This window comes from Nocardia iowensis, from assembly GCF_019222765.1.
Lineage (GTDB): Bacteria > Actinomycetota > Actinomycetes > Mycobacteriales > Mycobacteriaceae > Nocardia > Nocardia iowensis.
Map to the genome: position 1 here is coordinate 3,577,077 of NZ_CP078145.1, position 11,582 is coordinate 3,588,658.

At 66.9% G+C, this 11,582-nt stretch carries 9 protein-coding genes; 2 read left to right on the plus strand and 7 right to left on the minus strand.

The genetic code is table 11. The annotated features are described in order from the left end of the window. Window positions 1–35 precede the first annotated feature (35 nt). Genes KV110_RS16510 through KV110_RS16535 form a run of 6 tightly spaced genes read right to left on the minus strand, consistent with a single transcriptional unit; the run spans window position 36 to window position 7,850 of the window. Complete coding sequence (locus tag KV110_RS16510; RefSeq protein ID WP_218477076.1) at window positions 36–959, minus strand: hypothetical protein; 924 nt, start codon at window positions 957–959, stop codon at window positions 36–38. Continuing rightward, window positions 943–1,617, minus strand: a complete 675-nt coding sequence (locus tag KV110_RS16515; RefSeq protein ID WP_218477078.1) for a nitroreductase family protein — start codon at window positions 1,615–1,617, stop codon at window positions 943–945. The genes KV110_RS16510 and KV110_RS16515 overlap by 17 nt, the downstream gene beginning before the upstream one ends. Further along, window positions 1,614–2,591 (minus strand): AfsA-related hotdog domain-containing protein, encoded by a 978-nt coding sequence (locus KV110_RS16520; RefSeq protein ID WP_218477080.1) that lies wholly within the window; start codon window positions 2,589–2,591, stop codon window positions 1,614–1,616. The genes KV110_RS16515 and KV110_RS16520 overlap by 4 nt, the downstream gene beginning before the upstream one ends. Further along, a complete protein-coding gene (locus KV110_RS16525) occupies window positions 2,588–3,505 on the minus strand; it encodes a nucleoside-diphosphate kinase (protein WP_218477083.1) in 918 nt (305 codons plus the stop codon). The genes KV110_RS16520 and KV110_RS16525 overlap by 4 nt, the downstream gene beginning before the upstream one ends. Beyond that, window positions 3,502–5,172: a hypothetical protein gene (locus tag KV110_RS16530; RefSeq protein WP_218477084.1), complete on the minus strand. Its 1,671-nt coding sequence runs from the start codon at window positions 5,170–5,172 to the stop codon at window positions 3,502–3,504. Before KV110_RS16530 ends, KV110_RS16525 begins: the two co-directional genes overlap by 4 nt. After that, the gene (locus tag KV110_RS16535) at window positions 5,169–7,850 is read right to left on the minus strand and encodes a phosphoenolpyruvate synthase (RefSeq protein WP_218477086.1); all 2,682 of its coding nucleotides are present in this window, start codon (window positions 7,848–7,850) and stop codon (window positions 5,169–5,171) included. The genes KV110_RS16530 and KV110_RS16535 overlap by 4 nt, the downstream gene beginning before the upstream one ends. Before the next feature lie 366 nt (window positions 7,851–8,216). Between KV110_RS16535 and KV110_RS16540 the strand changes: the two genes are divergently transcribed. Then, window positions 8,217–9,059 carry an LLM class F420-dependent oxidoreductase gene (locus KV110_RS16540; protein WP_218477088.1) on the plus strand — a complete coding sequence of 281 codons (843 nt, stop codon included), beginning with the start codon at window positions 8,217–8,219 and terminating at the stop codon, window positions 9,057–9,059. A 36-nt stretch (window positions 9,060–9,095) separates the two neighbouring features. After that, window positions 9,096–10,511 (plus strand): lipase family protein, encoded by a 1,416-nt coding sequence (locus KV110_RS16545; RefSeq protein ID WP_423710179.1) that lies wholly within the window; start codon window positions 9,096–9,098, stop codon window positions 10,509–10,511. Window positions 10,512–10,606: 95 nt separating this feature from the next. On the opposite strand, the gene KV110_RS16550 is transcribed toward KV110_RS16545, so the two are convergent. After that, window positions 10,607–11,572, minus strand: a complete 966-nt coding sequence (locus KV110_RS16550; RefSeq protein ID WP_218477092.1) for a helix-turn-helix transcriptional regulator — start codon at window positions 11,570–11,572, stop codon at window positions 10,607–10,609. Window positions 11,573–11,582 lie beyond the last annotated feature (10 nt).

Consider the following 11,582-nt stretch of genomic DNA (forward strand, 5'->3'; position numbering starts at 1 on the left):
CTTGTTCCTTCCTCGAAGCGGGGTGGATTCGTTTGCTACCGCGGCAGTGCGGCGTGGGCGAGGAAGCCCAGGCAGCAGACCACGGCGAAAGCCACCGCCGTGGCGACCGGCCAGCTGCGGGTGCGTCGGAATCGCAGGGCGCCGTAGAGCGGCAGGATCAGCGCCAGCTGCGGGACCAGGGCGATCGCCAGGGCGCTGTGCTGGAACTGCCACGGCCGCGTCAGGCTCGCGTGCACCACCGACACCAGCACCGCCAGCGCCACGGTGATGGTGGCGCTGAGACCGGGGCCCAGCACGTCGCTGTAGAGGCGTTCTCCGTATTCGCCAGGGCGGGTCTTGCGCGCGAATTCGACGTGCATGAACAGTGCACAGAACACCACCATCAAGCCCACCAGCACCCTCGCGTCGGCGCGCACAGCTCCGGCCAGGACCAGTGACAGATAGAGGTAACCGCTCAGCAGCAGGTGAATGGGCACGGCCAGAACAAGATTGACGACGATGTCCGCACGCGCGGGCGGCCAGGTGTTCTCCACCGCCCACAACAGCAGGCCCGCGCCGAGGACGAGCAGCACGGCGACGCAGAGCGCGGGGGAGTACATATTGAGCAGCAACACCAGACCGGCGGTTATCCACCGGCCGGTCCGCAAATCGGTTGTCCGCACCGCACCGGTGACCAGCGGCCGACCCGGGTGGTGTATCCGGTCGTAGTCGAGATCCTTGTGTTCATCGACCATCCGCAGAAACAGCAACACCAGCACCACAGTCACCGCTCGGTCCACGCTGCCGATCCCCGGTGACCACGGCCGGTGACTGCCCACCGACACCGTCAAGGCCTCGAACGACCACGCCAGCAACAACGCGACAGGTCCATGGACCCACGGCGGAAATCGCACGGCGACAAACCGGGTCAACCGCCCGAAACCACTGTCGCGGGCCGAGGATTCAACCTCGATCGTCATCGGTGCCGTCCTCCTTCCACGCGTTCCAATGCACCCGGCCGGTGAGCTCAGCCCGCGCAGCAGGCTGGTGTGTGCGACCGGTGCGAAATCCCACCGGCAGCAACGCGATCTGCGTGATGCGCTCGTGGGGAATCCCGAGCACCGCGGCGACCTCGCGCTCGTAAGCCAGGTGCACGGTCGTGAGGGAGGAGCCGAGCCCACGTGCGTGCGCGGCGAGAAGAAAACTCCAGATCGCCGGGTAGATGGAGCCGTAATAGCCTGATAGGCGGGGATGGCCCGCCGCCAATGGCGGGCGCCCGTCCTGGCACACCAGCACGAGCACGGGCACTCGATGCAAATGGTGAGCGAGGAACCGCGCCGAATCCAGCACTCGCCGTGCCTCGGCGGGTACGTCCAGCTCCGATCCGATAGTCAGGCGCGCTTGATATTGGTCGAAGGCGTGCCGATAGAGTTCGGCCACGGCCAGTTTGGTGGCCGGATCGTCGATGGCGAGGAACTGCCACGCCTGACGGTTCGCCCCCGAGGGCGCGTAGCGTGCCACCTGCAGGCATTCATCGATGACTGCGCGCGGCACCGGCCGATCCAGATCCAGTCGGCGCCGGATCGCCCTGGTGGTGGTCAGCGCCTGGTCGATGTTCGATGTGGTCGAGGTGTTCATGTGCGAGCCACCTCCCACTGTTCGACGGCCCGGTTCGGCGATGGTGCTGAGGCAGCGGACCAGCCCAGGTTGATCTCGGCAACGGTCCTGTCGTGCTGGCGCAGGCGGCTGCGGGTCGAACCGTCGTCGGTGAGTTCGGTGTGGCAGGACAACGTCACATCCGGTTCGGCGATGAAAGCGAATTCCGCGCGCAGCGACCGTAATTGGAGGTGGCGTCCCCGGGCCGGGCACGCGATGGTCGAGAGCTGACGTGCGGCCTCGAGCTGGGCCATCCCGGGCACGTGATCGACCGGGTGATCGAACAGCGTGGGGTTGCGGGAGTCGGCGACGACCGTGGCCTCGATCGCGCCGTCACCCGGCACCACCGCCTCGATCAGCACGTTGAGCGGGTTGGTCCGCCCCACCGTGTAGGGGTGTAACCGGGTCGGTTCGACCCGGGCCGAGGGGGGATAGCCCAGCCCGCAAGAGGCCCGCCACTCGCGGCGCAGACGCTCGAACAGCTCCGGCGGCATCCAGGACGCGGAGAAATCGATCCGGGCAACCGTGCGGTCGCCGACCCGTACCTCGTTCTCGCAGATTGCGCCGACGAGCTGCTGCTCGCGGTGGAAACGCCGCACGAGCCGGCAGTGACAGACCACATCGAGCGGAGTGTCGCCGATGCGCAGGGCATCAGGTTCGAGGATCTGCGCGTTGACCCAGCGAATGAGGAACTGCTGGGGCAGTGGCACTGCCTCGTAGGTGTGGGCCAAAGCGAACGATCCTTGCCGAGCGACCTCCACGAGCAGCAGCAGATCGTGGCAGGCATGCGGGTCGTCGCAGCCGTCGGAGAAAAACGGGTGCCAGCGCGGCAGTTGCGCGGCGAAGCCGTAGTGGTTCTCGTCGACTCGGTCGACCGCGGTGACGAATACCTCGCTGTTGGCGTGCCGGTGCACCAGTCGCCGATCCAGGGTGTGCGCGAAATTCAGTGCGGTCATGACACACCTACCCCGCGGGCCGAAGCTGTCCGGACCATCGGCAGCACTGCGGATCCGACGACGATGCTGTCCCAGGGATCGGGTGTTTCGTCGTGCTGATAGGCCAGGCGCAGGACGGCGGCCAGCCGGGCGCTACGATCGTTGCCCGCCGCGTCCCACGCGACGCGCACCGCGTCGGCGAAACCATTGTCCGCCTGCTTGATTCGCTGGCGCGCCCAGTGTTCCAGCGCGTCGGCGGCATCATCGAAATGCAGGCTGCGCGCCGGAGTCCGGTCGTAGAGTTCACCGATCAGCGCCTCGGCCTCGGCACTGCGATCGCGGCCCGTCAGTGCCTCGGTGATGACGTGGGTGCGGGTGAGTTCGTCGAAGTAGATCGCGAGCTCGCGTATCAGGTCGGCGGAGTCGTCGGGGGTGTGCACCAGGTTGAGCAGGTAACCGAAATCGCCAAGAGTTTCGCGTAATTGGCCGGGTGTGCGCGCACGAGGATCAGCGGGTCCCTTGGCGGCGGTCAAGGCCGCCGTTGCCGCAACCGTGTCGGTGCCGGGGGTGAGTACGAGTACCAGCGCGTCGGCGAGTCCGCACAGCAGATCTGCCAGTATTCGCCGTTCCCGGCTGGCGTGGCGCCACGGTTGGGTCCACAACGCGCGCGCCAGGTGCCGGTCGGGGCGTCCGCACCGGGCGGCGACAATCCGGAAATCGTTGGCCGCCAGCCATTGCAGGCACGGTTGGAGTCGGCGCCCGATGACGGCATCGGGTTTGCACAACAAGATCGCGTGCTGGTGCGCGAACGCCACCGGGTCCTCGACCAGTGCGCTCAGCTGCTCGAAGCTTTCGGAGAAATAGAGGTCCTCCTCGACATAGCGGCGCAGCTTGTCGGTATCGGCGCTTAGCGGCGCATCCAGTGCCAGAGTCATCGAGATTCCTTTCCGGCGTCGTCGAGCACGCCATAGGCTTCCTCGTAGCGCAGGCCCAGACCCAGGGTGAGATTGAGCTGTCCCCAGGTGCGCCCGACCTGATCCATCCGTTCGATGGCTTCGCTGGACTCGAGGTAGGTGCGCACCCGATCGCAGCCGCTGACCTTGCCCACGTCCGCGGCCAAACGGTCCAGCAGTCCCAGCCGGTGCGCGCCATCGTCGGCTGAGCTGATGGGGCCGGCCGCGGCGCGCGCGGTGGAGTCGAACATGGTGCGGTGCTCGCACCGTAATCGGCGCAGGGTGAGCATGACGTCGCTGTCGGGGGGCAGCGGTTCGATCCCGTGGGCGGTGAGGATTTCTCGGGCGAGGTAGGTGAGCATTGCTGTCGAGGCCGCGGTCGCGGCCGTCCAGTCCTGTTGTGCGAGCGCGCCGATCATGTCCTCGCGAGTGGCGGCGAAAAAGATGACGGCCCACAACAATTCGGTTCCGCATCGGGCAAAGCGTGGCGCGGGCAGCGGCGAGAGGGTGATGTCGTCGTCGGGTGCGATCGGGGCGCCGGATAGTGTCAGCGTGATATCGGTGCGGGCAGGCGGGGGAGTCAGCGGCGCGAGGGGTGGGCATTCGGGCTGCCAGGGGATCAGGGGGGCCTCGGCGTCGTGGCCCAGAGTGATGAAGCCCAGCCGCAGGAACTCGGCTACGGTCGCGGCTTGATCGGGGTGCGCGGCGAGTGTCTCGGTGAGTGGCTGGTCGGCTCGTAGGTTGCGCCACAGCTGGGCGGCGTTGTCGTTGAGCACGAAAACGTCGGTTCGGTCGCGGATGAGGTGCATTCGTCCTGAGGAGTCGAATTCCGCGACGTTCTCCGCCGGGGTAAGGACCAGGCACGCAGGTGTGTCGGTGACCGTCGACCACCCGGTGTGGCGGGCGAGGTCAAGGGCGGCGGTAGTGAATTGCGCGGGGCCGCAACCGTCTGCGCGTCCGGCACTGTCGAGGAGATCACGATATTCGGCGGCGAGCGGGCCACTGCATCGATCCAGTTGGTGGTCGAGCCATTTCATCTTCAGATAGCTCTCACCGCGCCGCGCGACATATGCCTTCATGGCCTGCTGCAGGCCGTTGCGTGCCCAGCCCGCGGCCGACTCGTGCTGCGAGAGTGCGTTCAGCCCCACCGCGTACCACAGCGATCGGCGGGCCTGCATCGCCCACCAGCGCGACACGATGTAGGCGAGCTCCTCGCGGGGCAAAACAGCGCGCAGTTCGTCGGCGAGGTCGGGGTTGGCCAGCACGACCCCGCCCAGGAACCGTTGGCAGCGGTCGAGGTCATCCTCGGTGAGTTGGTCGAGACCGGTCTCGGACGTGGCACTGGCCTTGATCCACCGCAGTTGCACGGCGAGCTGACCCGCCGACAGCATTCGTACTTCGACGCGGCGCCCCGGCGGGTACAGGATCTTGCGCAGCAGCGGGTACTCCTGGTCACCGGGGTGAATGAGCAGGAAGTCGACGTCGGAGCTGCTATTGGCGAACCCCTCCGCGTGTGAACCCTCGAGCAGGACCGCCGCCTCGGAGGGCACATCCACCGACGCGGCGACCGAGGCCAGCAGCGTTGCCATCTCATGCGGCGTGATAGCACTGCCGACGCTCGGCTCGTTCGAGATAGCCAGGTCGATCATTGTTGCGTCCTTTCGTTCGTGTCCTGGGCCGCGGCCTGCTCGGCGGCGGCGAGGATGGTGATCGAGCCGGTCCCGCCGTCGATGCGTAGCCGGGTGCCGGTGGTTAGGCGGTCGGTGATGCCGGGTGCCTGGACGATGGTGGGGATGCCGAGTTCGCGGGCGACGATCGCCAGATGGGTCAGCGGGCTGCCGCGTTCGATGATCAGTCCCGACGCTGAGGGCAGTACCGAAACCCACCCTGGGTCGGTGCGGTAGGCCACCAGGATTCCGCCCTCGGCGTCGACCGGGGTGTCGGTGACCACGGCGGCGGCCTCCACCACACCGGCACACGACGGGATGCCCTGCAACACGGGTCCCTGGCTGGGTGTGGGGGAGTCGGTGGCGACGAATCCGGCGTCGCGCAACAGGTTCGCGTCGTAGGGAAAGCCGTGGGTGTCGAATCGTGCCGGTGCACGCAGCTTTTCGTCGGCGGCCAGTCGCGCTCGGCGTAGCTCGACCACCCGGGCCAGGTCTGCGGGGTCGGCCGTGCCTTCGAAGCAACCGCGCAGTTCCTCGAGACGCAGCAAGAAGACGTCGGTGTCACGGGCCAGGACTCCTCGACGCGTGAGGCCACGCCCGAGCGCACGCATCATCCGCTTCTTCGTGCCGAAGGTTCGGGTGCGGCAGAAGCGGACTCGTTCTCGGTAGCCCAGCCCGCGGCGAACCTTACGGCGCAGCCATTCGAAAACCAACCGGCGCGGGCCGTGCAGATGCTGGGCCAGATATTGCTGCGCGGCGTCGTTGCCCTCGGCGCGAGTGACCGGTACCTGCCGTAGGAAGGTGACCAGCAGTGCGGGGTCATCACGCAGGCTCGGTGATTCCAGCTTCAATTCGTCGGGACTGCGGTAACCGAAATCGTCGAGATAGCGGTCGATGTCGGCCAGCAGCGAGGTTTTGCCGGCCGCCCGCAATGCGTCGAGCAGTTCGGCGGGCGGGACTCGATCCAGCAGCGTCGCGGCATCGGGGTCGGCCTGAATCGCGGTGGACAGCTCGATCAGCGCCGCCGCGGGCTCGGCCGATTCGATGTCGGGTCCCGGTGCGACGACCGCCCAGGGAAACCAGGTGGGCGCGTGAGGCAGCCACCGGTTGGCCAGACCGAACAACAATGCCCCGCAGGTGAGCAGGACCGCATCCAGGACGAGTATCGGCCCGGTGGCGATGACGTCATCGCGTTCGAATTCCCGCAGCAGCCGATAGATTTCGTCAGCGGAGAAGGTTTCGTAGTCGATGCGCTCGTAGCGAGCCTGCCAGCCGGGGTACTCACGCAGATAATGCTCGGCGAGCCGTTCGACGGTCACTATCTTGCGCAGATACACCAGCGCCGAGCGGGTCCGCCACCACAGGGCGCGCGGGCGTGAGCTGAAATCGAACGGGTGTAGCTGCTGGGCGAGTTCGTCGTCGAGGGGCTCCGCGACACCGAGTGAGACTTCGAGCATCGCGCGGTTGAGCCGATATCCCGGCGCGATGCGCACCATCCGATACCAGTGCAGCAGGTTGTAGTGCACCCGATGATGGAAGCTGCCCAGCATGTAGGGAAGCCAGCGGTCCATCTGCAACAGCTGCTGTTCGGGAACCGCCAGCGACCGCGCATACTCCCGATACAGCCGACCGTACATATCGGCGGCGACGGTGAAGGTCAGCGGCGAGGACGCGCCGCCGAAGTTCTCGACAATATTCGAGTTGTCCCAGATACGTAGTTCGCCTCCACCAGGATCGAGGTCTGCGGCCGGGCCGGTGGTGATCGGGCGCGACTGCAGGACCCACACGGTGTCGTCCGTGATGGCCCACTCGATGTCCTGATCGGTGCCGAACACGGCCCGCACCCGATCCGCGAGATCGCACAGTCGGCCTATTTCGCTGTCGGACAACGAGAAACGGGCACGGTCGGCGTCAGGCACCGATTGGACCGCCAATCCGCCGTTGGCCGCGCACACCGTTTCGAGCTGTTTGTTCCCGACGGTTCTGGTCACGACGTCGCGCCGGTTGTCCAGGACGATGGTGTCGGCATCGACCATTCCCGACACCAATCCTTCGCCGAGACCGAAGACCGAACTGATGATCGTGCGCCGCGCTCCGGTGATCGGATCGCGGGTGAACATCACCCCGCTGCAATCGGCGTCGACCATGGTCTGCACGATCACCGCGATTCCGTCGGAAGACAACGGAATACCGCGCTGGCACCGATATCGCAGGGCGCGTTCGGAATACGCCGACGCCCAGCAGTCGATGATCGCCTCGACCACGGCTTCGAAATCGAGCACATTCAAAAAAGACGCGAATTGTCCCGCGAACGAATGGCGGTTGCCGTCCTCCTCCAGCCCCGACGAACGCACAGCCACGGGAAACCCGCCCACCCGGTCCACCGCACGCGCGGCCGCATAACGCAGCCCTGACGAAGAGGAAAGCCGCCGCAACAGCGCCGCGATGTCGTCGGCGGCCTCGCCCGGCTCACGATCCTCGGCTCGGCTGATCAACGCTTCCCAATCGGCGCCGACATCGTGACCGTCGAGGAAGTTGCGAAAGTCTGCTATCTCCAGCACTGTCCATTTCGGCACGAGCAGACCGCGATCACCCAGTATCCGAAGGTTATTCGCCTTTCCGCCGATACCCGGCCGGGGAACATCATTTCCCGTACTCATCACACCTCCGCATCGCGCCGGACATTGTTTCGGCTCACGACTCCACTGTGGGCGCGTGCGGCGTTGTCGACGCTGTGCCGACGGCGCGGCTTAGCTGCGCTGCCTTATGCGCGGGCACAAGCCGCCGCCATTCCGAACCCGGCCAGCACCGGTGCCAGGGCCGTTCATCACCGCGTGCCGCGACTGCGGATACGTGCCGCGACTGCGGATAGTCGACGAAACCGTCCGTCGTCCGGTGGGCCGTGCGTCGGGACAATGGGCCGTCGCCTAGCGCAAGCGGCGAATTGTTGGGCCACCGAACAATGGCGAGCGGGTATTCGGCCGGTTTTATGAAAGCACTGTCGATTCCCCAACCGAGGACCACTTATGCGACCGGACATCGGAAAGATCGGAGTGTGGCGACTGGCCTCCGAGCTGTCGATCGGTCTGATCCGGCAACTCGAACAACTCGGTTACGCCACCGTCTGGATCGGTGGCTCCCCGCCCGGTGATCTGGCACTGGCCGAGTCACTGCTGGACGCAACCGAACACGTCACGATCGCCACCGGCATCGTCAACGTCTGGAGCTGTTCCCCCCACGAGGTCGCCCACAGCTACCACCGCATCGCCGACCGGTACGGCAGCCGGTTCCTGCTCGGGATCGGGGTGGGCCATCGGGAGGGAACAGCGCGATATGAGCGACCCTACGACACGCTGACCCGCTGGCTCGACGAACTCGACGCCGCCGGTGTGCCCACCGACCGGCGTGTGCTCGCGGCCCTGGGCCCCAAGGTCGTGTGTCTGGCCGGGTCGCGCACGGCCGGCGCGCACACCTACCTGACGACTCCCGAACACACCCGTCGAACTCGTGTGCTGCTCGGGGCCGGCCCGTTGCTGGCCGTGGAGCAGAAGGTGGTGTTCGATACCGATGCCCAGCGAGCCCGGGCGCTGGGTCGAGCGGTGATCGTCAACCCGTACCTCGGGTTGACCAACTACATCAACAATCTTCTGCGACTGGGCTACTCGCGCGATGAGCTGCGCCAGGGCGGCAGTGACCGCCTTATCGACGCGCTCGCCCTGCACGGCGACGCGAGCACCATTGCCGGCGGGCTGCGCGCTCACCTCGACGCCGGCGCCGACCACGTATGCCTGCAGTTGCTTTGCCAGCCGGGCGAGGACCCTGTGCCGGCCTATCGCGCGCTGGCAGCAACCTTGATCGATCCGGCGTGACCGGGTCGAGTTCGACAGGAGGATCCGATGGTTCCGATTATCTCGCGTCGCGGAAGGTATCGCTGCGGGGCAGTCCTGCTCGCGTTGGCCGTCGTAGCCGGCACGCCCGCCGCGACCGCTGCCCCTGAGGACACCCCTGGGGCCCCACCGGTTCCGGTACAACCGGCATTGCCGTTCCCGATACCGCCGCTACCGCCAGAATTCGATTCCCAGTTCTATTCGCCGCCGCCCGAGGTCGTCGCCGGCAAGCAGCCGGGCCAGATCATCGCCGCACGCGAGGTCCATCTCGCGTTCTACTCGGTCATCCCCCTCAACATCGACGCCTGGCAGCTGTCCTACCGCTCCACCAACACCCGCGATGAGCCGATCGCGGCGGTTACCACGGTGATGAAACCGCGCGGCGATGATGGTGGCCGCCCGCGCCCGCTGCTGTCGTATCAGTTCCCCGAGGACGCCAACGCCCAATACTGCGCACCGTCCTACTCCTTACAGCAGGCTTCGATTCCGGGTAACATCTCCGGCCAGTTCGACATACCGTTCGAATTCTTGCTCGCACCCCTGACCGCCCTCGCGGCCGGGTGGGCGGTGGCCATGCCCGACCATGAGGGCCCGAACTCGGCATTCGCGGCCGGCCCGCTGGCCGCCAGAATTGTCCTGGACGGCATCAGAGCGACCGAGAGCTTCGCGCCCATGGGCCTGACCCCCGACACCGAGGTCGGCCTGGCCGGATACTCCGGCGGGGCGATCGCCACCGGCCACGCCGCCGAGCAGCACGGCTCCTACGCGCCCGAACTCAATATCGTCGGCGCGGCCGAGGGCGGGGTGCCCGCTGACCTGAAAGCCATGATCAACCTGTCCAACAACAACCTCGGCTCCGGCCTGATTCTCTCCGGAATCCTCGGGGTGGCCCGCGAATACCCGCAACTGGCTGCCTACCTCGACCAGCGGATGAACGGCTTCGGCAAGGCGATCGCGCCGATCAAGAACTCGTTGTGCCTGTACTCAGCCGCGATCTTCCCGTTCATGAACAACAAGGGCCTGATCGACTCTCCGGGGGACCCCCTCGACGATCCGGTGCCCGCCGCCGTCTTGGACACCATCCGCATGGGTCACGCGGTCCCTGATGTCCCCATGTTCATCTATCAAGCCAACCCGGACTGGATCGCGCCCGTCGGCCCGGTCAACGCTTTGGTCGACACCTACTGTGCCGACCCCCGAGCGCGGGTGCAGTATGTGCGCGACCACTTCAGCGAACACATCTCATTGGAGATCATCGGAATCCCTCGCGCGTTGCTGTGGCTGGCCGACCGCTTCGCCGGACTTCCCGCCGACGGCTGCGGCACGCACGACGAAGGCTCGATGGCCCTGGACCCCAGGACCTGGCCGCAGTGGCTGCAAACCGCTGGAGCCATCCTCGCGGGAGTCTTCCAGCAACCCATCGGCAGCCGCTGATGGCAGCTTCGCGCCTCGTTGCGCCCGCGCCAGTGGATACACCGAGCTCGCTGTCTGGCGATGTGTCGGAATCGAACAGGATCAGTGCTCGGGGATCAGTGGTCGTCGGCGAGTGCGGCCAGGGCTCGGTGTGCGAGTCTGCGCAGCAGCGGGGTGAGTTCAGGTGGGTCGAGCAGGGTGTAGGGGACCGGCAGGACGGCGAGTTGGGCGGCGAGGTATTCGACGGTGTCGGGATAGGTGGTCAGGACGCAGGTGTTCTCGTCGGCCGGTTCGAGGATGCCTTGGCGGGCACTGAGCCGGCGTTGCGCGCTGGCGAGGGGTTCGTGCAGCAGCACGCGCGCTTGACGGGTGCCGACGGTGCGGCGCAGCGAGCGGGTCAGCCAGGTGGCGGCGTCCATGCCGTCGGGCAGGTCGCGGGCCGGGACGCGCACGCCGGTGTGGTGCACGGCGGTGATGCGGTCGAGTCGGAAGGTGCGCCAGTCGCCGCGGTCGTTGTCGAAGGCGATGAGATACCAGCGGGGTCCGGCGGCGACGAGGCGGTGCGGTTCGGCCAGTCGTTTGGTGGCCTCGGTGCCGGGTTTGGTGTAGGTGAAGCGGACCTTCTCGTGCGCGCGGGCGGCCGCGGCGAGGGCGGCGAGGGTGTCGGGGTCCACGGGCGGGCCGGTCGGGGTGTCGACGAGCTCGGTGTGCGACAGGTCCGAGACGCGGCGGCGCAGGCGGCTGGGCAGGACCTGTTCGAGTTTGGCCAGCGCGCGCAGCGACGCGTCCTCGATGCCGACCACGGCCGCAGTGGCGGCGGCCCGCAGGCCGAGCGCGATGGCGACGGCTTCCTCGTCGTCGAGCAGCAGCGGCGGCATCGCGGTGCCCGCCGCCAGACGGTAGCCGCCGATATTGCCCTGTGTGGCGTGCACCGGATAGCCGAGCTCGCGCAATCTGTCGATGTCTCGGCGAATAGTGCGGGGGGTGACCTGCAAACGTTCGGCAAGCTCCACTCCGGTCCATTCGCGCGGGGACTGCAACAGCGACAACAACGCCAACAACCGAGCCGATGGATCACGCATGACGCCCATT

What these genes read in the sequence shown, in the direction of transcription:
- KV110_RS16550 (WP_218477092.1), bottom strand. Translation starts at nt 11,572, where the DNA reads ATGCGTGATCCATCGGCTCGGTTGTTGGCGTTGTTGTCGCTGTTGCAG.
- KV110_RS16530 (WP_218477084.1), bottom strand. Translation starts at nt 5,172, where the DNA reads ATGATCGACCTGGCTATCTCGAACGAGCCGAGCGTCGGCAGTGCTATC.
- KV110_RS16540 (WP_218477088.1), top strand. Translation starts at nt 8,217, where the DNA reads ATGCGACCGGACATCGGAAAGATCGGAGTGTGGCGACTGGCCTCCGAG.
- KV110_RS16525 (WP_218477083.1), bottom strand. Translation starts at nt 3,505, where the DNA reads ATGACTCTGGCACTGGATGCGCCGCTAAGCGCCGATACCGACAAGCTG.
- KV110_RS16535 (WP_218477086.1), bottom strand. Translation starts at nt 7,850, where the DNA reads ATGAGTACGGGAAATGATGTTCCCCGGCCGGGTATCGGCGGAAAGGCG.
- KV110_RS16520 (WP_218477080.1), bottom strand. Translation starts at nt 2,591, where the DNA reads ATGACCGCACTGAATTTCGCGCACACCCTGGATCGGCGACTGGTGCAC.
- KV110_RS16510 (WP_218477076.1), bottom strand. Translation starts at nt 959, where the DNA reads ATGACGATCGAGGTTGAATCCTCGGCCCGCGACAGTGGTTTCGGGCGG.
- KV110_RS16515 (WP_218477078.1), bottom strand. Translation starts at nt 1,617, where the DNA reads ATGAACACCTCGACCACATCGAACATCGACCAGGCGCTGACCACCACC.